23 protein-coding genes are annotated in these 20,110 nt (G+C 29.2%); 13 read left to right on the forward strand and 10 right to left on the reverse strand.

From position 1 onward, the window contains the following. The first annotated feature begins 94 nt into the window (after positions 1 to 94). The 5 genes from AVANS_RS01530 to AVANS_RS01550 all read left to right on the forward strand — a co-directional run bounded on the left by AVANS_RS01530 (position 95) and on the right by AVANS_RS01550 (position 4,686). On the forward strand, positions 95 to 1,543 hold the full coding sequence (locus AVANS_RS01530) for a SulP family inorganic anion transporter (RefSeq protein WP_239817901.1): 1,449 nt from the start codon (positions 95 to 97) through the stop codon (positions 1,541 to 1,543). A gap of 26 nt (positions 1,544 to 1,569) precedes the next feature. Then, complete coding sequence (locus tag AVANS_RS01535) at positions 1,570 to 2,421, forward strand: universal stress protein (RefSeq protein WP_239817902.1); 852 nt, start codon at positions 1,570 to 1,572, stop codon at positions 2,419 to 2,421. A 67-nt stretch (positions 2,422 to 2,488) separates the two neighbouring features. Next, the gene (locus AVANS_RS01540) at positions 2,489 to 3,148 is read left to right on the forward strand and encodes a hypothetical protein (RefSeq protein ID WP_239817903.1); all 660 of its coding nucleotides are present in this window, start codon (positions 2,489 to 2,491) and stop codon (positions 3,146 to 3,148) included. A 9-nt stretch (positions 3,149 to 3,157) separates the two neighbouring features. Further along, a complete protein-coding gene (locus AVANS_RS01545; protein WP_239817904.1) occupies positions 3,158 to 3,841 on the forward strand; it encodes a hypothetical protein in 684 nt (227 codons plus the stop codon). Between the two features lie 122 nt (positions 3,842 to 3,963). Further along, the gene (locus AVANS_RS01550; protein WP_239817905.1) at positions 3,964 to 4,686 is read left to right on the forward strand and encodes a hypothetical protein; all 723 of its coding nucleotides are present in this window, start codon (positions 3,964 to 3,966) and stop codon (positions 4,684 to 4,686) included. 138 nt (positions 4,687 to 4,824) lie between these two features. Here AVANS_RS01550 and tpx read toward each other — a convergent pair whose 3' ends face one another. After that, positions 4,825 to 5,301 (reverse strand): thiol peroxidase, encoded by a 477-nt coding sequence (tpx, locus tag AVANS_RS01555; protein ID WP_239817906.1) that lies wholly within the window; start codon positions 5,299 to 5,301, stop codon positions 4,825 to 4,827. Positions 5,302 to 5,508: 207 nt separating this feature from the next. Between tpx and AVANS_RS01560 the strand changes: the two genes are divergently transcribed. From AVANS_RS01560 to AVANS_RS01580, 5 genes are read left to right on the forward strand one after another with little or no spacing between them, the layout of a single operon-like run. Beyond that, positions 5,509 to 6,813, forward strand: a complete 1,305-nt coding sequence (locus AVANS_RS01560; protein ID WP_239818523.1) for a sodium-dependent transporter — start codon at positions 5,509 to 5,511, stop codon at positions 6,811 to 6,813. 36 nt (positions 6,814 to 6,849) lie between these two features. After that, the gene (gene pckA / locus AVANS_RS01565) at positions 6,850 to 8,409 is read left to right on the forward strand and encodes a phosphoenolpyruvate carboxykinase (ATP) (RefSeq protein WP_239817907.1); all 1,560 of its coding nucleotides are present in this window, start codon (positions 6,850 to 6,852) and stop codon (positions 8,407 to 8,409) included. Then, the gene (locus tag AVANS_RS01570; RefSeq protein WP_239817908.1) at positions 8,406 to 9,458 is read left to right on the forward strand and encodes a hypothetical protein; all 1,053 of its coding nucleotides are present in this window, start codon (positions 8,406 to 8,408) and stop codon (positions 9,456 to 9,458) included. The genes pckA and AVANS_RS01570 overlap by 4 nt, the downstream gene beginning before the upstream one ends. After that, the gene (locus AVANS_RS01575) at positions 9,445 to 9,966 is read left to right on the forward strand and encodes a ribonuclease HII (protein ID WP_239817909.1); all 522 of its coding nucleotides are present in this window, start codon (positions 9,445 to 9,447) and stop codon (positions 9,964 to 9,966) included. Before AVANS_RS01570 ends, AVANS_RS01575 begins: the two co-directional genes overlap by 14 nt. Next, positions 9,947 to 10,588: a uracil-DNA glycosylase gene (locus AVANS_RS01580; protein WP_239817910.1), complete on the forward strand. Its 642-nt coding sequence runs from the start codon at positions 9,947 to 9,949 to the stop codon at positions 10,586 to 10,588. The genes AVANS_RS01575 and AVANS_RS01580 overlap by 20 nt, the downstream gene beginning before the upstream one ends. An 8-nt stretch (positions 10,589 to 10,596) precedes the next feature. Here the strand turns inward: AVANS_RS01580 and AVANS_RS01585 are convergent, their stop codons facing one another. The 6 genes from AVANS_RS01585 to AVANS_RS01610 form a co-directional block, all read right to left on the reverse strand. Beyond that, positions 10,597 to 11,523 carry a hypothetical protein gene (locus AVANS_RS01585; RefSeq protein ID WP_239817911.1) on the reverse strand — a complete coding sequence of 309 codons (927 nt, stop codon included), beginning with the start codon at positions 11,521 to 11,523 and terminating at the stop codon, positions 10,597 to 10,599. A gap of 59 nt (positions 11,524 to 11,582) precedes the next feature. Then, positions 11,583 to 11,762 (reverse strand): hypothetical protein, encoded by a 180-nt coding sequence (locus AVANS_RS01590; RefSeq protein WP_239817912.1) that lies wholly within the window; start codon positions 11,760 to 11,762, stop codon positions 11,583 to 11,585. Positions 11,763 to 11,920: 158 nt separating this feature from the next. Continuing rightward, positions 11,921 to 12,862 carry a hypothetical protein gene (locus tag AVANS_RS01595; RefSeq protein ID WP_239817913.1) on the reverse strand — a complete coding sequence of 314 codons (942 nt, stop codon included), beginning with the start codon at positions 12,860 to 12,862 and terminating at the stop codon, positions 11,921 to 11,923. Positions 12,863 to 12,917: 55 nt separating this feature from the next. Beyond that, positions 12,918 to 13,115, reverse strand: coding sequence for a hypothetical protein (locus AVANS_RS01600; RefSeq protein ID WP_239817914.1), 198 nt, complete (start codon positions 13,113 to 13,115; stop codon positions 12,918 to 12,920). Positions 13,116 to 13,273: 158 nt separating this feature from the next. Then, positions 13,274 to 14,281 (reverse strand): hypothetical protein, encoded by a 1,008-nt coding sequence (locus tag AVANS_RS01605; RefSeq protein WP_239817915.1) that lies wholly within the window; start codon positions 14,279 to 14,281, stop codon positions 13,274 to 13,276. A gap of 76 nt (positions 14,282 to 14,357) precedes the next feature. Then, positions 14,358 to 14,561, reverse strand: a complete 204-nt coding sequence (locus AVANS_RS01610; protein WP_239817916.1) for a hypothetical protein — start codon at positions 14,559 to 14,561, stop codon at positions 14,358 to 14,360. A gap of 197 nt (positions 14,562 to 14,758) precedes the next feature. Between AVANS_RS01610 and AVANS_RS01615 the strand changes: the two genes are divergently transcribed. Beyond that, positions 14,759 to 15,700, forward strand: a complete 942-nt coding sequence (locus tag AVANS_RS01615; protein WP_239817917.1) for a hypothetical protein — start codon at positions 14,759 to 14,761, stop codon at positions 15,698 to 15,700. Between the two features lie 45 nt (positions 15,701 to 15,745). Here the strand turns inward: AVANS_RS01615 and pyrE are convergent, their stop codons facing one another. From pyrE to AVANS_RS01630, 3 genes are read right to left on the reverse strand one after another with little or no spacing between them, the layout of a single operon-like run. Continuing rightward, positions 15,746 to 16,351, reverse strand: a complete 606-nt coding sequence (pyrE, locus tag AVANS_RS01620; RefSeq protein WP_239817918.1) for an orotate phosphoribosyltransferase — start codon at positions 16,349 to 16,351, stop codon at positions 15,746 to 15,748. Next, on the reverse strand, positions 16,344 to 17,069 hold the full coding sequence (pyrF, locus tag AVANS_RS01625) for an orotidine-5'-phosphate decarboxylase (RefSeq protein WP_239817919.1): 726 nt from the start codon (positions 17,067 to 17,069) through the stop codon (positions 16,344 to 16,346). The genes pyrE and pyrF overlap by 8 nt, the downstream gene beginning before the upstream one ends. After that, the gene (locus AVANS_RS01630) at positions 17,066 to 18,259 is read right to left on the reverse strand and encodes an MFS transporter (RefSeq protein ID WP_239817920.1); all 1,194 of its coding nucleotides are present in this window, start codon (positions 18,257 to 18,259) and stop codon (positions 17,066 to 17,068) included. The genes pyrF and AVANS_RS01630 overlap by 4 nt, the downstream gene beginning before the upstream one ends. Positions 18,260 to 18,669: 410 nt before the next feature. On the opposite strand from AVANS_RS01630, the gene AVANS_RS01635 reads away from it, so the two are divergent. Continuing rightward, positions 18,670 to 19,332 carry a thiol:disulfide interchange protein DsbA/DsbL gene (locus tag AVANS_RS01635; RefSeq protein WP_239817921.1) on the forward strand — a complete coding sequence of 221 codons (663 nt, stop codon included), beginning with the start codon at positions 18,670 to 18,672 and terminating at the stop codon, positions 19,330 to 19,332. An 11-nt stretch (positions 19,333 to 19,343) separates the two neighbouring features. Continuing rightward, entirely contained in the window at positions 19,344 to 20,102 is a 759-nt protein-coding gene (dsbI, locus tag AVANS_RS01640) for a protein-disulfide oxidoreductase DsbI (protein ID WP_239817922.1), read from the forward strand. Positions 20,103 to 20,110: the final 8 nt, after the last annotated feature.

Raw genomic sequence — 20,110 nt, forward strand, 5'->3', positions numbered from 1 at the left:
TTAATAAAAATCAAAATAGTTACCTTTAGTAACATTTATTCGCTAGACTGCAAACCTTACCCGACATCTCTTATCTAATTCTTAAGGAGATTTTTTGAATAAAAATTATTTATTAAATATAAACAATATCAAAACAGAAGCTCTAGCAGCTTTAGTAGTTGGCTTTGCGATAATCCCTGAAGCCATAGCTTTTAGCTTGATTGCAGGTGTAAATCCTAAGGTTGGAATATACGCTAGTATTTGCATATTATTAGTTAGTTCTATTGCGGGTGGAAGACCTGCGTTAATTTCAGCTGCAACAGGTGCTATGGCTTTGCTTATGATTGATTTGGTGAAAGGCTATGGGCTTGATTATTTAATGGCTGCAGGTATTTTGGCTGGTATTTTTCAAATACTTTTTGGAGTTTTAAAAGTAGCTAGATTTATGAGTTTTATACCTCGTTCAGTTATGGTAGGCTTTGTTAATGCTTTGGCAATTTTGATTTTTATGGCTCAGCTTGATGAAATTTTTAAGGCAAATTCATTAGGGCTTGCAATAATTTGCATTGCTTTAGGCATAATTTATTTATTTCCTTTACTTCCTAAAATAGGCAAGATGATACCTAGTTCTTTAGTAGCTATTGTGTTAATAACTATTATTAGCATTAGTGCTGGTTTTGATGTTAGAACTATTAAAGACTTAGGCGAATTACCAAGCGAATTGCCACATTTTTTAATTCCAAATATTCCTTTAAATCTTGAAACATTACAAATTATTTTGCCTTATTCATTAAGCCTTGCAATGGTTGGAATAATGGAAAGCTTAATGACGGCAAATGTTTTAGATGAGCTAACTGCAACGAAAAGTAACAAAAATCGTGAATGTATAGGGCAAGGTTTAGCAAATATTAGCACAGGATTTTTTGGTGGAATGGCAGGTTGTGGAATGATAGGTCAATCTATGATAAATGTAAAATCAGGTGCAAGAACAAGGCTTTCTACATTTTTAGCTGGTGCTTTTTTGTGTATTATAATAGTTTCTTTAGCTGATTTTGTAAATTACATTCCTATGGGTGTTTTAGTAGCTATTATGATAATGGTATCAATTGGAACTTTTGATTTTAGTTCAATTAAAAAATTAAAAAGCTTTCCTTTTTCAGCAAATGCCGTTATGATTACAACCGTTATTGCCACTATATTTACACATAATTTAGCAATAGGTGTTGTAATAGGGGTTTTGCTTGAAGCTTTATTTTTTGCTAATAAAGTTTCTTATTTTTTAAATTGTAAGAAAAGTTTAGATAATGGTGTTAAAACTTATAAATTTTATGGACAGATATTTTTTAAGAGTGTTGATAAATTTTATGATGAATTTAACTTTGATGAGAAATGTGAATGTATTATAATTGATGTTAGCAAAGCACATTTTTGGGATGTTAGTGCTATTTATGCTCTTGATAAGATTATTTCAAAGTTTAAAGATAAAGGCACAAAAGTTGAGATAATAGGCATAAATATAGCAAGTTCATATATGATGAAAAAATTTAGTATTAATAAAAATTAAAATAATTTTTAAAAGGTGAAATGAAGATGAAACAATATATTTTAGCTTGCATAGATACTAAAGAAAACGCAAAAGGCGTTTGTGATGCTGCGATTTATTTTGCGAATTTGTTAGGAGCTGGTGTTACGCTTTTACACGCATTAGAGCAAAGTGATGATTTAGAGATAAATATCACTATAAATCCTAATTTTGAGCCAAAGGTTTTTGAAGAATTTGCAAAACATAAAGAAAAAGATGAACAAGCTAAAGATAAAGATGGGAAAGAATTATTAAACTATTATCAAAACTATTGCGAAAACGCAGGAGTAATTACTAATACCCTTCATCTTCATGGAGATTTAGCTAATTTAATCACTATTATTGAAAAAGATTATAAATTATTAGTGGTAGGAAAATTACTTGATAACGAACAAGATTTGCAGATAAAAGAAATTATAAAAAGCGTTAATCTTCCTATTTTATTAGCAAATAAAGATTTTCATTCTATTGATAAAGCATTATATGCTTATGATGGAAGCGATAATTTAGACAAAGCTTTAAACAAAGTTTTAGTAAATCCAATAATCAAAAATGCTTCAAGAGTTTTAATTCATCTAAGCAAAGATGAGAAAAAAGCTAAAGAGATTTTAGAAAAAGGAAAAAAAGTTTTTGATAAATACAATAAAGCAATAAGCCTTGAGATATTAGACAGAACTAGTCCTAGTGATTTGGTAGATTACGCACATAATAATAATTTTGATATTATCGTAATGGGAGCTTATAAAAATATGGCGATAAAACATATAATTTTTGGCTCTTTTACAAACGAAGTTTTAAAAAAATCAAAGCTACCTTTACTAATCTTAAAAAATTACAAAGAATTTGAAATAGGAATTTAAATTTTAAGTTTATTTTAAGAACGGGGGGGGGTATTATTCTTCTTTTAAGTTTTTAAAAGGAGAAAATATGAAAAAATTGTTATTTTCAACAATTTGTTTAGGTGCATTATGCGTTGGTGCTAATGCTGATTATTACTCAGGTATTGAGTTTGGCTCAATAACAAATAAAGCAAACGAAGGCGAGAGCATAGGAAATATGTTTAGCATCGGTGCTTATATTCGTGATTATAAAGAAAGCGATGAAAACTCAAGCTTCGTAAAATCATTTAGAGTAGGCTACGATACAAAGACTAAAGATAATTATGGCTATACAAATGTAAATGCAGAGCTTTTACTTGGATATGGTATGTATTTTTCATCTGATTTTAGTCTAAACTTATTAGCAGGTGCTGGAATTAATCTTGCAGAAGAAAATTATAAACCACGCAATGATTCAATTAGCGTTCATACACCATACGCAAAAGTAGGATTTAGCACACTTGCTAAGTTTGGCGAGAGCAAACAATTTGGCGTTACTTTAGATGCTTATTTTAATCGCTATTTAGATTATGACATAATTGAAGATAGAAAAGAAAACTTCTTTAGTGCAGAGCTAGGTGCTTTATATAAATTTAATTCAAGCAAAGAAGGTTTATATACTAAAATTAATGTAGGAACAAAAGATTCATTATTTTCAGACAAACTAAACAATACTTATTTTAATATTGGCTTAGGCTATAAATTCTAAGGAGATTAGATGAAAAAATTATTATTTTCATTAATTTCTTTAAGTGCTTTAAATGCTGGAGTTTATACTGGTTTTGACATTGGAGCTGCAAAATTATCACAAAGTTTTGATGAAAATGTTATTAAAAATATGGCTCAATTTGGTTTATATCTTAAATCTTATAAAGAAAAAGATAGCGAGTCAAGCTTCGTTGGTACTATCAAAATGGATTACAATCAATCAACTTATGAGCTTACAATAAATAACGAAAGAGCATATAAGGATACATTTTCGCAAACTTCATTTAAGGCTTTAGTTGGTTATGGTTTTTATGAAAGTTCTAGTATAGATACAAGCTTTAATATCTTATTAGGTCTTGGCGTAAATAATGCTAAATTAAAATCAAGTATAGTAGAAGATAGTGTAAGCGCTAATGCTAATGCTTTAATACTTGGCTTAGGTGGATTGATGAAATTCGGTGAGACTAAGCAATTTATGATAAGTTTTGATGGATATTATAATCACTACACTAAATACGAAGATTTTGAAAATAGAAGCAAAAACGCAATAGATGTTGAGCTAGGGGCTTTATATAAGTTTAGTAAAGATGATAGCGGAACCTTTGCAAGTATTAAAGCTGGAAGAAAAGATATATTATTTTCAGAAAAAACAGGTAGCTCATTTGTAAATATTGGCTTAGGCTATAAATTCTAATTTAACTAATTTTATCCGTGCTTTTTGGCACGGACTTCTTTTGATTTTCATTTATTTTTTTAAGTTTATTTTAAGAACTGGGGGGGGGTATTATTCTCTTTTTGACTTTAAAAGGAGAATGAATGAAAAAATTGTTATTTTCAACAATTTGTTTAAGTGCATTAAGCATTGGCGCAAATGCTGGAACTTACTCTGGCATTAGTTTAGGATTTTTATCTACTTCTAAAACAATTTTTGTAATCAATGGCAAAGAATATTTGGATAAGAACAACTGGGATGTAAATGGCTATATTAAAACCTATAAAGAGCATGAAGTTGATTCTGAGTTTGTTTGGAATTTTGAGGCGAATTATTTTTGGAATAATTACAAATATAAATTTGATGATATAGTTCCGGTTGTTAGGAATTCTCAGTTTGATTTTAGTGCTTTGATTGGATACGGAATGTTTTTTAACGAAGATTATGAAGATGAATTAAGCCTTAACTTAATGGGCGGTCTTGCTTATCATCATATGGGTATTAGAGGCGGTGCTAATTATGGTATAAAGGGCTTAAAATTTGGTTTTAGTGCATTATCAAAGCCATTTGATACAAAAAAATATATGGTAACTCTTGATGCTTATTATAATTTTTATTTAAGCAATGATTATTTTGATGACGTTAAAAAAGATTTTGATGTTAAAAAGAGTAGAAATGCCTATGATATATCAGTAGGTATGCTGTTTAATACTACCGAGTCTCGCTTTAGCCCTTATGTAAGCTCAAAAATAGGCGTAAAAGATAATTTATTTTCACAAAAAAACAATAATATTTATATAAATCTTGGCTTAGGCTTTCACTTCTAATTTAACTAATTTCAATCCGTGCTTTTTAGCACGGAACTAAAATTCCTATTTCAAATTCCTTAGAATTTCAAGCAAAAAAATCAAGGAATTTGAAATAGGAATTTAAATATCTAAATCCTAAGATTTAGATATTTAAAATTATGCTAGAGCTTTTTCTAAAGCGTCAAAGTCTGGTAATTCAGTAATTTCAGCACATACTTCGCTATAAACTATTTTGCCAGCTTTTTGAACAAAAATCGCTCTTGTAGTAAGCCCTTCTAAAGCGCCTTCTTGAATTCTACAGCCATAGTTTTTAGCGAATTCGCCGTATCTAAAATCGCTTACAGGAATTATGTTTTCTAATCCTTCAGCCGAACAAAATCTACCCATAGCAAAAGGTAAATCCATACTTACAACATAAACTTTCATTCCAAGTTTATTAGCTTTTACGTTAAACTCACGAGCTTCTTTTGCACATACAGGTGTATCAATACTAGGAACGCAAATTACGATTGCATCTTCATTTAGATTAATAACACTTAAATCTTTTCCTACTACTTTAGTATCTTTTATACTATCTCCAACTTTGATTGCTTCGCTGATTGCAACTGGGTTACCTTTAAAATTAACTTTCATAAAATTCTCCTTTTTTAAAATAAGACAAAATTATTCCTATTTTTGGTTACAAAACGATTATTAAAATTGAAAGTTTTTGAAAATAATTAAATTTATTTATCTTGCATAAAGTTTTCTTTTAAGCTATTATTCGGTTTTTAACTTTATTTAAAAGGAGAAATTACATGAGGAGTTTACTTTGGCTCAGCTAGGAGCACGTTTTCTAAAATAGGTTTTGTCTTAGCCCTTGCAGGTGGTGCTGTTGGACTTGGCAATGCTTGGAAATTCCCTACGATGGTAGGACTAAATGGTGGTTCGGCTTTCGTATTACTTTATTTATTCTTATGTTTAAGCTTAGGTTTATCGTTGTTTTTAGCAGAAATTGCACTAGGAAAAATCACAAAGAGCGATTTAGCGACAAGTTATTTTACACTTGCTAGATTTAAGCCTAATTTGTGTAAGCTTGGTGGTGTTTTTATGCTTACAGGAATATTTGTTTTAAGCTTTTATTTGGTTATTTTATCTTTAGTTTTTCATTATATATTTTTAAGTTTTTCTTTGCCTAATGATATTAAAGAAGCGGGGGCATTGTTTCAAAACACCATTTCAAATGATATTTTTAAAAGTATTTTATGCTTTAGCTTTTGCTTTTTTGCAACGATTTATGTAGTAAGTCGTGGGATAATTAATGGTATAGAAAAATTAAATGTAGTGCTTATGCCTGCACTTTTTGTGATACTTTTATTAATGCTTGGTTTTAGCCTTACTCAAGATGGTTTTTTAAAGGCTTGCGAGTTTTTGTTTAAACCTGATTTTTCTAAATTAGGGCTTAATTCTTTACTAGATGCTTTAGGTCTTAGTTTATTTACACTATGCCTTGGGATTGGTTGTATTAGCACTTATGCAGCAAGCCTAAATAATGAAACAAATATTTTAAGCTCAAGTCTTTTTGTAGTATTTATAAATCTAATTATAGGTCTTATAATGGGGCTTATTGTATTTACTTTCATCTTTACATTTGGCGCAAACCCTAATGAAAGCGGAGCAGGGTTAGTGTTCGTTAGTCTTACAACACTTTTTGCGAAATTAGGTCTTGTAGGAGAGATTTTAGCTTTAAGCTTTTTTGTGGCTTTATTTTTTGCAGGAATTACAAGTGCTGTTTCAATGATAGAACCATTTACTTTCTATCTTGAAAGAAAGATGACAAGGTTAAAAGCCTTAGTTTTAATAGGAGCTTTTGTTTATATAATAGGTATTTTAGCACTTTTAGGAATGGCAGGAAAGCTTAGTTTTGATGCTTTTGGTATGCTTGATTTTTTAACAAGCAATATAATGCTACCTTTAGGGGTATTATTTTCTAGCATTTATGCTGGGTTTTTGATGAAAAGATATTCGTTTTTTAAAATCTTTTTACCTATGTTTGGCAAAAAACTAACTAAGTTTTATTTTGTTTTTTTAAAATTCGTAACACCTATTGCAATAATTTTGATATTAATTAATAATTTTTACCCCTTAGGAAGTTTTTTGAAGTAAAATGATGCAATTTTTAAGAAAAAAGAGGAGTTAAAGATGTTACAAGATTTAGGCATAGAGCCTAGCAAGATTTTTTATAACTTAAGTTATGATGAGTTAAGAGCTCATGAGTTAGAGTGCCGTGAGGGTGAAGTTTGTCAAAATGACACTTTTGCAGTAGATACTGGGATTTTTACAGGAAGAAGCCCTAAAGATAAGTATTTTGTAAATGCAAATCCATCAAGCGAAAATATAGCGTGGGGAAGCGTTAATAGAGCTTGCACCAAAGATACTTTTAATGATAATTTAAGAAGAGCAAAAGAGTATTTAAACGGCAAAAAACTTTATGTTATGGATGTATTTTGCGGAGCTAGCCTAGATAGTAGAAAAAAAATCAGATTTATAACCGAAATCGCTTGGCAAGCACACTTTGTAAAAAATATGTTTATTCGCCCAAGTGATGAAGAATTAAAAGACTTTAAACCTGATTTTACAATCATCAATGCTTGTAAATTAAAAAACGAAATGTATAAACATCAAGATTTAAATAGCGATGTTTTTGTAGGTTTTGATATAGAAAATAACATAGGTTTAATTCTTGGCACTTGGTATGGTGGCGAGATGAAAAAAGGTGTATTTTCTATGATGAATTACTGGCTTCCACTACAAGGAAAAATGAGTATGCATTGTAGTGCAAACGTTGGTAAAGATGGCGATGTTTGTTTATTCTTTGGGCTTAGCGGCACGGGTAAAACAACTCTTAGTACTGATGCAAATCGTGCTTTAATAGGTGATGATGAGCATGGTTGGGATGATAATGGAGTGTTTAATTTCGAGGGAGGTTGCTATGCAAAATGTATTAATCTTGACCCAGCTAGTGAGCCTGAAATTTATGCAGCGATTAAGCGTAATGCTTTACTTGAAAATGTTGTTATAACTTGCACTAAAGAAGTAGATTTTTGCGATGCTAGTAAGACAGAAAATACTCGTGTAAGCTATCCGATAGAGCATATCACAAATCACGAACCAAGCCTAAAAGCAGGACATCCAAGTAATATAATCTTCTTATGTGCTGATGCGTTCGGTGTTTTACCTCCTGTTAGTAAGCTAAATATCACTCAAGCAATGTATTATTTTTTAAGCGGTTATACTGCAAAAGTTGCAGGAACTGAGCGTGGTATAAAAGAGCCTGTTGCTACATTTAGTGCTTGCTTTGGAGAGCCATTTATGCCGCTTGCACCTAGTGTATATGCGAAATTATTAGGCGAAAAGATTAAAAAGCATAATGTTGATGTGTATTTAGTAAATACTGGCTGGAGCGGTGGAAGCTATGGCGTTGGTAAGAGAATGAGCATAAAGGCTACTAGAGCTTGCATTAATGCTATTTTAGATGGTTCTATTAAAAATAGTGAATTTTATAATTATGATGTATTTAATTTAGCAGTTCCAAAAAGCTTAGCAGGTGTTGATGAGAAATTATTATATCCTATTAAGACTTGGGAAAATGAAGCGGATTTCATAGCTACTAGAGATAAATTAGCTAAGATGTTTGTTGAAAATTTCAAAAGATACGGCGATAAGGCAAATGAGTTCTTAGACGCTAGTCCAATAATATGAGTTTAGAGAGTTTTTTACAATTTAAAATAAGTAAAGACGGCTTAAAGCCAAGAAAACTAGATTCGCTACCTAGATTTGCCCTAATTTGTGGGGCAATCTCTAGTGGCAAAAAATCTTTAGCATTTTATAATTTAGATGATTTTGCTTATATTGATATGAGCGATTTAAGATTTATAAATGCAGATTTTAAAAGCTTTATAGAAAAAAACAATATAAAAAACCTTATTATAAACGAACCTTGCACGGAATTTGAATTAGGAAATTTAGAGCGTTGTTATATTTTAAGCTCTAATAAAAATTATTCATATAAGGACTTTATTAAAATAAAGCTTGATTTTTTAGATTATGAAGAATTTATTTCATTTTCAAAGAAAAATTACAGCCCAAGCGAACATTTATCAAATTATTTATTATTAGGGCAAAATCCTGCAAATGTTGAACTAAGTGCATTAAATGCAGCCTTAAATACTCAAAAAATATTAAAGCAAAGCTTAAGCGAAAACGAAATAATAGCTTTAAAAGAACTTGCATTAAAAATAGGCACTCAAACAAGCATTTTAAATCTTTTTAAAGAGTTTTTAAAGCATAAAAAAATCTCAAAAAATGATTTTTTTAAATGTATATATTCACTTGAAGATAAGTTTTTATTACATTGGGTAAAACATATTGATAAAAATCTCAAAAAGCCTTATTTTTGTGATTTTTCAATGAAAAACTCGCTTAGTTTTAAAAAGGATTTTTCTAAAACTTATGAGAATTTAATAGCTAATGAGCTTTTAATGGTTTATGATGAGATTTTTTATGATTATGATATAAGCTTTATAATAAAATCAGCAAATTTAGGAATATTATGTGAAGCATTTACAAATAAAGATTTTATAAAATTAAAGAGCAAAAAACTAAGCAAAAGAGCTAAAGATTTGGGTATTAATCAGATTTTAGTGCTTTCATTAAACGAGCAGTTTAAAGATAGTTTTGATGGTGTGAAATTTATAGGGCAAACATTAAATACTTGGCTAATTTCAAAGGAATTAAATGATTGGGATTGATGAAGCAGGGCGTGGAGCATTTGCGGGTCCATTGGTGCTTGCAGCTTGTAAGCTAAAAATAAATATAAATGAGCTAAACGATAGCAAAAAACTAAGTGCAAAAAAGCGTGAGAATTTATATGAAATAATCAAAGAAAACTCAGAGCATTTAATAGTATTTGTTGATAATGAATATATAGATAATTTTGGCATTAGAGCAGCTTATCAAAAAGCTTTAGGCGAGATTATTCTTAAGTTTAATAAAGATGAATTATTATTTGATGGAAATACTGATTATGGAATGGGTATAAAAACTCTAATAAATGCTGATGAACTTGAGCCTTGCGTAATGGCTGCAAGCATTTTAGCTAAGGTTAGCAGAGATTTTTATATGACTAATTTAGATGATGATTTATATAATTACAAATCTCATAAAGGCTACGGAACAAAGCTTCATATAGAAGCTATTAAAAAACACGGCTTAAGTGCTATTCATAGGAGAAGTTTTTGTGCTAAATATAGTAAATGAATATTTAAATACACAAAAAGGACAAGAGCTATTAAATACTTTAAATAGCGAATATGAGAGCAAAATCATTTATCCAAAAAGGCAAGATTTGTTTAAAGCCTTTAGCTTATGTGAAGTGCCAAAAGTAGTAATTATTGGACAAGACCCTTATCATGATGGAAGTGCTGATGGCTTAGCGTTTTCATCAAGCATTAAAACTCCGCCTAGTTTAAAGAATATTTTTAAAGAAATCTTAAATGATTATCCAAATGAAGCTGTGATTTTGCAAAGTGATTTGAGCTATTTAGCAAGACAAGGCGTAGCGTTATTAAATGCAAGCCTTAGCGTGCAAAAGGGCAAAGCTAATTCACATAAGCATTTGTGGGAAGATTTTTTTACTTATGTTATTAGAAGAATTAATGATGATTATAATGATTTAGTCTTTATGCTATGGGGAAAATTTGCAAATGATTTTGCAAGATTTATTGATACTAACAAGCATTTAATCCTAAGCTCAGCACACCCAAGCCCACTTGCAAGGGGAAAATTTTTTAATAATCAACATTTTTTAAAATGCAATGAGTTTTTAAAATCAAAAAATATTAAAGAAATTTCTTGGCTAATTCCTATTTCAAATTCTTAAAATCGGAATTATACTTTTATATCAAGCAATTTTATTTCGCCAAGTTCATTTATAAAGTCTTTTGTATAAGATATAAAATCTTTTAATTTATCGCTACTAATTAAATCCTTTAATTTATCTTCGCTTATATTAAGATTTATAGAAAAATCTTTTAAGAGTTTCTTTTCATCATCATTAAGCGCATCTTGACCTTGAGTGTTTAATTTCTCTAAGGTTGTTATTTTTTTTATTTCTTTTAATTCTTTTTCTTTTAATTTTTCTATACTTGCTAAGATATTAACTCTAGGAATACTCATAAAAGGTTGATTATCAAAAAACACTCCGTATTCATAAGCAGTATTAGAATTGTTATATTCTTCGGCAGTTGTTATATAACCATCAAGATTTTTATCCATACTAATAGTTCCATCAAGTGCTTTGCTAATACTACTTGCATTATCTTTATTGATAGCAAAAATACTTGGAATATAGCTTGCAACTTTAGTGGCTTGCCCTGAATCATCTTTGGTTGGTTCCACATATAAAGAAAATGCTTCTATAGTATAATTAATTTCTTGTTTATCTACTTCTCCATCGTTATTTCTATCAGCTGCAAGATAATTTCTTTTATATGCTATATCGCTAAACCAACCAGCTACAAAACTTGCTGCATCTTTATCTAAGATAATGCCTTTGCTAGTATCAATGAAATTATCTTCATTAAAAAAGTCTTTTAATCTATTTATATTGCTTTCGCTAAGTTTTACTCCGATATTGCTCTCATCAAATTTAAAAAATACATTGTAATTTTGCTCTTTATTTGTCTTAATCTCAAAATTATTTTGATTTATATTATCTTTTAAATTGCTAATATCTTTAGTATTTAATTCTTTAGCTTTAACATTATCAGCCCAAAGTATAGCTATATCTTTTACTTGCGATATGTCTATTTTCATAAATTTTCCTTAATACTTTTACTAAAGTAATTTAGTAAAAGTATATATTAATTGATGTTTTAATATCTTGGTAATCTAGGCGGTTTCCAGCCTTCTTTTTGCGGCATTACACTATCTCTTGCTGAAGAATTGAAAGCCCAGCCAAAAGGACCACTGCCTGTGAAATAATCACTCCAAGAATACGCACTTGCACTCGTAATAAAACCTAAAGCTAAAATAGCTAAAACTGCTTTTTTCATAAAATCTTCTTTCAAAATTGATTTAAATTATTATAATCTAATTTAAATAAATAGTATTATGATTTTATTTAAAAAATAATTAGTTTGTAACAATAAGTAACAATTAGCTAATTCCTATTTTAAATTCTTTTAAAATTGTAAGGAATTTAAAATCGGAATTAGGCTTTTATATCAAGTAGCTTTGTTTCGCTAAGTTCATTTATAAAATCTTTTGTATAAGATATAAAATCTCCTAGCTTATCGCTACTAATCAAATCCTTTAATTTATCTTCGCTTATATTAAGACTAATAGCAAAATCTTTTAAGAGTTTCTTTTCATCATTTGTAAGACTTTCTAAGCCTTGATTTTTTAGCTTTGCTAAGGTTGCTAACTTTTTTAATTCTTCTAATTCTTTTTCTTTTAATTTATCTGTATTTGTAAGCTTATATGTATTAATCAAATCTTCATTGTTTTTATTATTAGTTGCTTCTAAATTATCTTCAAAATATCCATTTTCACCTACATCTAAAAATTCGCTAAATGTTATCACTCCATCAAGGTTTTTATCATATTTTAAAGTAAGATTTAAAGAATTACTAATGTCGGTATAATACTCATTATTATCTGCTAAAAATTTACTCTCTTCATAGCCTTTTACATAACTAGTAATTATATATGCACCTTTAATATCTTCTCTAATCTCAGCTCTTTCATACACATAGCTTAATGTCTTTTTTCCTTCTTTATTGCTTAGCTCTCCGTTATTATTACTATCAGCTTCAAGGAATTTTTGTTTATAAGCAATATCACTAAACCAACCAGCGACATAACTTGCTGCGTCTTTATCTAAGATAATGCCTTTGCTAGTTTCAATGAAATTATCACTATCAAAAAATTCTTTTAATTTTTCAATATTATTTTCATTTAGCTTTACGCCGATATTGTTCTCATTGAATCTAAAAAATACATTATAATCTTGCGCTTTATTTGTTTTAATACTAAAAGAATTGTTTTCTATACTAGCATTTATACTTGTTATATCGTGTGTGCTTAAATCTTTTTTTACAAAGTCTTGCCAAACTACTGGTGTATTTAAAGAGTTTCCTAGATAATGTCTCATAAATAATCCTTTAAAATTATTAGCAAATTAAATGCTAGGATAACCTAGCATTTAATTAATCGTTAAAACATACTCTTCTGTGTTGATTAAAATCGTAATAACAATTTATTGGCTGTCTTTTTAAGCTATCCCTTTCAGCACTTATAAAAGGCCATCTCCAAGCACCACTGCCTGTATAGTAGTAATTCCAAGAATACGCACTTGCACTCGTAATAAAACCTAAAGCTAAAATAGCTAAAACTGCTTTTTTCATAAAATCTTCTTTCAAAATTGATTTAAATTATTATAATCTAATTTAAATAAATAGTATTATGATTTTATTTAAAAAATAATTAGTTTGTAACAATAAGTAACAATTAGCTAATTCCTATTTTAAATTCTTTTAAAATTGTAAGGAATTTAAAATCGGAATTAGGCTTTTATATCAAGTAGCTTTGTTTCGCTTAGAGTTTTTATAAAATCTTGACTAAATTTTACAAACTCATCTAATTTATTTTCACTTGCTAGATTTTCAACCTTGCTAGGGCTTATCTTTAGCTTATCGCTTATACTTTGTTTTAGTCTAAACTCGTTCTCATAAGGTGCAGGGTCAATTCCTAGATGAATTAATACATCTTTATCGCTTTGATCAAGCTTGCTAACTCCAAGTTTTTTAATCTTTGCAATTACTTCGGCAAGTTTTTCTTCAGCTTTTTCGGCAAGCTGCTTAGAGTGCTTAGTAAGTCCATTTATCAAATCATCAAGGCTAATTGCAGGAGCATTAGAGCTACTATCATTCATAAAATCTTCAAAATATCCCTTCTCGCCAACATCCATAAACTCAGCAAATGTAATAATACCATCAAGGTTTTTATCATCTTTTATAGCATCATTTATAGAACTTGAAATATCTGAATAATAAGCATCATTTTTTGGTAAAAAACTACTTTCTTCATAAGTTTTAGTAATAGCATTTGAGATTATATATTTTTCTTTGGTTTTTTCATCGGTTATAAGAACTGCATCTTCACGAAATCCACCTAATGTAATTCTTGCTTCTTTATGAGTTAATTCTCCATTATTATTACTATCGGCTTCTAAGAATTTTTGTTTATACGCAATATCATTAAACCAACCAGCGACATAACTTGCTGCGTCTTTATCTAAGATAATGCCTTTGCTAGTTTCAATGAAATTATCACTATCAAAAAATTCTTTTAATTTTTCAATGCTAGCTTCATTTAATTTCACTCCTATGTTTTCATTATTAAATTTAAAATAAGTATTGTAATCTTGTGCTCTGTTTGTTTTAATACTAAAAGAATTGTTTTCTATACTAGCATTTATACTTGCTAGCTCTTGTGTGCTTAATTCTTTTTTAGCAACTTGACTTTGCCACATAACAGCAGTGTTAGCAGTATTGTTGATATAGTGTTTCATAAGTAATCCTTAATGTTTATTGCTTTAAATCGGATATATTTTAAAAAAGTTTAATGGCAGTAAAACTGCCATTATGTTAATAATCTCCACACATATATTTTCTGTATTTATAGCTATAGCCACAATCAATTGGTCTTTGATTTTTATAAACATTAGCTTTTTCTGTGCTTATGTATGGCCATCTCCAAGAACCTGCCCACGGAAAACTCATACTCCAAGAATACGCACTTGCGTTACAAATAAAACCTAAAGCTAAAATAGCTAAAACTGCTTTTTTCATAAAAGCTCCTTTCTTTAATTTGATTTAAATTATTATAATCTAACTTAAATAAATAGTATTATGATTTTATTTAAAAAAATAGTTAGTTCGTAACGATAAGTAACAATTAGCTAATTCCGATTTTAAATTCTTAAAGAATTTGAAATAGGAATTAAGATTTTTGTAATCTAACCGATTTAAAGCAATAAAGGAGTTTTATGAAAATAGACATATCGCAAGTAAAAAATATAGCAATTTCTTGGGCTGATAATGTTAAAGCTAAAGAATTAAATACTAAAGATATTAGCAATTTAAAAGATAATATAAATAAAAATAATTTTGAGATTAAGACAAATAAAGAGCAAAATTACAATGTATTTTTTAAATTTGATGAGAGCAATATCGGAGTAAAACTTAGCGAAAGCAATGTAAATAGATTAAAAGACTTTTTTAATGAAGATAATTTCATTGATACTAGCAAAGGCATTATTTTAGATAAAGATGCAGCAAGTTTTGTAGCTGGGTGGTTTAGTGATGTGGCATATAAAAGTAATTTTTTAGCAGCTGATAGAAATAACGATGGAGAAGTAGATAAAAAAGAAATTAATTATACTATAGGAGCATTTTCTTTATATATAGAGCCAACTAAAGATGGTTCAGGACAAGCTACTAAAGTTGCAAGTTATGTTCCAAGTCTTTTTGCTATCAATAAAGATAATGCAGGCAGTATTAGCAAAGCACTTGATAAAACTATTAGTATGGATAAAAATCTTGATGGTTATATAACAATTGCTGAAAAATATGATTTTAAAGATATTGTTTATGAATACGGAGTGTTTTTTGATGATCAACCTTTTATGAGCATTCCACTTCACAAACAAGCTGATGTTGATATAGCTGAAGAAGAAATTAAAAGAGTAAAAGAACAAGTCAAACTAAATAATATAATTGAAAAACTTAAAAAATCACAATCTTTAGATAATAACGAAAAAGAAATATTACAAAAATTTAATATCCAAAATATAAGCAATGAATTAAAAATAAGTGAAGAGAAATTAAACGATTTGATTAATAACGATAAGCTAGGAGATTTTATATCTTATACAAAAGACTTTATAAATGAACTTAGCGAAACAAAATTGCTTGATATAAAAGTCTAATTCAAATTCTTAAAAAATTAAAAGAATTTGAATTAGGAATTAAGATTATTTTTGAGCTTCACGCCACTCGTTTAGCACTTTTACTTCTTCATCACTTAAAAATCCGCTAAATGCAGAAAATCCACTAAGTGAGTATGCAGGACAATTTATGCTTTCATAATTTTGTTTAGCTTGATTTAGTTCATAGCTAAATATTGAAAACACTCCTTTTACATCTAGTCCGTGCGATCTTGCTGCGCTTACTGCTGCTATACTAGAACCACCACTTGAGATTAAATCTTCTAATACTACGCAAGTGCTTCCGTGCTTAAAGCTTCCTTCAATCATTTTTGCTCTTCCGTGGGTTTTGTTCTTTGATAAGATATAAATTAAAGGCTTATCTAAAATATCAGCAACCCAAGCTCCGTGAGCAATAGCTCCTGTAGCTGTCGCTGCTATGTAATCAACATCTCCTGCCTTTTCTTTAATTAAATTTGCTAAATGATTTGCTATTATTTTTCTTTCTTTTGGATAGCTAATTAATACACGATTATCACAATATATAGGGCTTTTAATACCGCTTGAATATGTGAAAAACTCTTTTGTATTAATAAAAATCGCTTCACAATCTTTTAAAATCTTTACAACTTCGCTAGCTACTTCTTTATTCATTTTCTTCTCCTTTTAAACATTGAAAATAAGCTCTAATAGGATTAGTGCTTTTTGTAATCATTCTACCAGCTACTATATAATCAATATTATTTTCTAGTGCAAATTTTGGCGTTGCAACTCTTGCTTGATCGTTTGCATCAGTGCCTTTAAATCTAATGCCAGGTGTAAGGCTTTTAAGTCCTTGAGATTTTACAAACTCTGCTTCATAAGCGCTACTTACTATGCCATCAAGTCCTGCGATTTTGCAAATATTTGTGCGTTGCTTTACGCATTCGCTAATTGAACCATTAAATCCTAAATCGCTCTTAAACTCAGCTTCGCTAAAAGATGTAAGAACGCTTATTCCAAATAATTCACATTTGCTATTAAGTTCATTTTTAGCATTAACAGCTGCTTTTAAGGCTTTTTCGCCTGCAAAAGAATGAAGACTTAAAATATCTATATCGTTTTTTAAAAGCGTTTTAGTAGCGTTATAAATTGTATTTGGAATATCAATTAATTTTAAATCCAAAAATATTTTAAAACCTAAATCTTTAAGCTCTTTTAAAAAATCATTTCCTGCAGTGTAGTATTGCCACATACCAACTTTAAGATAAGGCATAATGCATTCACAATTATGCTCTTTTGCGTAATTTTGTAAATTATCAAATGAGATTTGTTTTACAAAATTTCTGCTCTCTTCTAAACTATCAAAATCTAAGGCAATTATTGTTTTCAATTTTTCTCCTTTAGTTGTAAAAACTTATCATATTTTAATTCTTTTAAGCTTAGCATAATACAAAAACTTATAAGGTATAAAGCACTCAAAAATCCCATAACGACTACAACACTTCCGTATAAATCAAGTAATATTCCAATAATTACTGAGCTAAAGCCCCCAACAGCACGACCTGTGTTTATTATTAGATTATTTGCACTTGAGCTTACATTTGCAGGATATAAAATATTTACTAATGCACCATACCCAGCAAACATTCCATTGCTAAAAAATCCTATGATAAAACCTATTATTAAAAGCTCTGTGTAATTACTAACTAAGCCAAATGAAAACACTAAAGCAGCTGAGCCTAATAAAAACACTGCATAACTAAGTCTTGGTCCAAATCTATCAAAAAACTTACCAAATACCCACATTCCAACGCTCATTCCAAAAATAGTGCTAACCATCCAATAACTTGCACTTGAGCTTGTTAGATTTAGGCTAGTTTGAGCCATTTTAGGAAGCCAGTTCATCATACCAAAATACCCTGCGATTTGAATACTTGCCATAATGCTTAGTGCAATGCTTAAATAAATATTGCTTTTAAATGCTTTAAGAAATTCTTGTTTGCTTGATTTTTGAATCGGTGCTTCATCAAGTTTTAAGCGAATTACAACTGCTAAAATAACAGGCACAAGACCGATTAAGAATAAATATCTCCAACCGAAAGCCAGCAACATTCCTGCTAAGATTGCAGCCATTGCAGCACCGATTTGACCAAAAATAGCAATAATGCTTGAGTATTTCCCCATATTTTTATTGCCAAATTCATCTTTAATAAGGCTCATTCCAATGCCGTATTCTCCACCAGCACCAAGTCCAGCTAAAACTCTAAATAAAATTAACCAATAATAAGTATTTGCGAAGAATATTAGCCCCGTTCCAACAGCAAAGAAAATAATTGAATATGAAAATACTTTAATCTTACCATATCTATCAGCTAAAAAACCAAATATAAGCCCACCTGCTAACATTGCTAAATTCGTTGCAGTTGAGATAAATCCAGCTTCTTTACCGCTAAGATTAAACTCATTCATAATAGAGCTAAGCGCATAAGCAATAAACATAATATCCATCATCTCAAGACACATTCCAAGAGCTGACGAAGTTATGATTGCAACTTGTCTTTTTGTATAATTTTTAAACATTTTTTACCTTTCTTATCGTGAGTTTTAGAAAAGTAAAAGGCCTTTGTTTTTCTAAGTTTCGCTTAAGCTTATTTTTAAGCACAAACTTTTTATTTTATCTTTTTTAAAATTAATTTTAGCTTAAAATTTATATTTTTTATAAAAAATCTCAAATTGTGTTTAATTTTTCTACATTTTTAAAAAAATCAATAAGAATTTGAATTCGGAATTAGGCTTTAAATTAAAACATTTATATTCTTAATAATATTAATTAAATATATATTTTTAAGAAAATTGCTAATTTATTTAATTTATAGGTATTTTATCAATATTTAAATAAAATAATAAAGTAATTATTCGTAAAAATATTCAGTTTATTTTAAAATTAAATAATTAAAATAAAAATATAATTTTAATTTAAGGAGAGTAAGATGAAAATCTTAAAAAAAGTTTCAAGTTCGCTTGTATTAGCTAGTATGTTAATGGGGGGGGGGAATTTATTCGCTCTAACTGAAGGTAATGAATATATAAAATTATCTACACCTATTCCTAACGCTTCAAATTCTGTTTATGAAATTTGGTCTTATAGATGCACTCACTGTTACTCACATCATAAAGCAAAAACTATGGAAAAAATCCAAGCAACATTTCCTGATGTAAAAGTTGGATATTTATTAGTAAAAACTATGGGTGATTATGGCAAACAAGCTGCTGAGGTTTTAGCTTATGCACAAAATGAAGATGAAAAAGCAGGAAGAAAACTTGCAAATGCAAATAGCTTACATCATAAAGTAAGTGAAGCATATTTTACTGCTTACTTTAAGAAAAATCAAAGATGGGATAACGGGGCAAGTCCTGATAAATTTTACGATGTTGGCTTAAAAGCCTTAGGTATTAGCAAAGCTGATCTTGATAATTTCGTAAATACAGCAAAAGGAAAAGAAATAATTGCTTCTTATGATGTAGCTGATCCTATTTCAAAAAATTTTGGAACCCCAGGTTTTGTAGTTAATGGAAAATATGAAGTAAATATTTCTAAAATTAGCTCACCTGAGGCTTTAATTGAGGTAATAAAAGAATTACTTAGCATGTAAGGAGTTTTGTTATGAAGCTTCTTAATAAATTAACAAGCCTACAAGAAGGTAGGCTTTTATGGATATTAATGGCAGTAGTTACATTAGGTCTTACTTGTGTAGCTCATTATTTCTTTCAAGATTATTTATATATGCAGCCTTGCGAACAATGTGTGTATATTAGATATGCAATGATAGTAATGGCAATAGGTGGAATTCTTGCAGCAGCTTATCCACATCAAATAATTAGAATTATCGGATATATTTTAGGTTTTTATGGGTGCTTAATAGGTTTTAATTTTTGTATTATATTAAATGAAATTCACGAAGCAGTTCATAGTGCGAATGCTTTTGGTGGAGTTGAGGGTTGTAGAGAAATTCCAGTTTATCCTTTTGCTTTACCACTACATGAAATCGCTCCTAATTGGTTTTTACCTACTGGTGAGTGTGGGCTTGATAATCCTATTGTGCCAGAAGACGCATATGGTAGTTTAAGTGTGATTCAGCAATTTTTTGTAGGAACTGAGGCGGGTGATTTTGAAGATGGTTTTTATTCAAATGGTTGGTATTTAATACCTAGCCTTAAGTTTATGAATATGGCAATTGCTTGTTTATTATGTTTTGTTTGTTGTTTTGCAGCACTTTTAGCTATGTTTGTTGGATTTATAACAAAACCTTGCAAATGTGCAAAAATTGGCGGAATTATAGTGGTTGTTGTTACATTGATTTTAGTATTTAGCGGTAATGCTATTAAAGCAGCAAAAATTGCTTCTATGGCAGCTGGAATGTAAAAAGGATT

It is taken from the genome of Campylobacter sp. RM5004 (assembly GCF_022369455.1).
Lineage (GTDB): Bacteria > Campylobacterota > Campylobacteria > Campylobacterales > Campylobacteraceae > Campylobacter_E.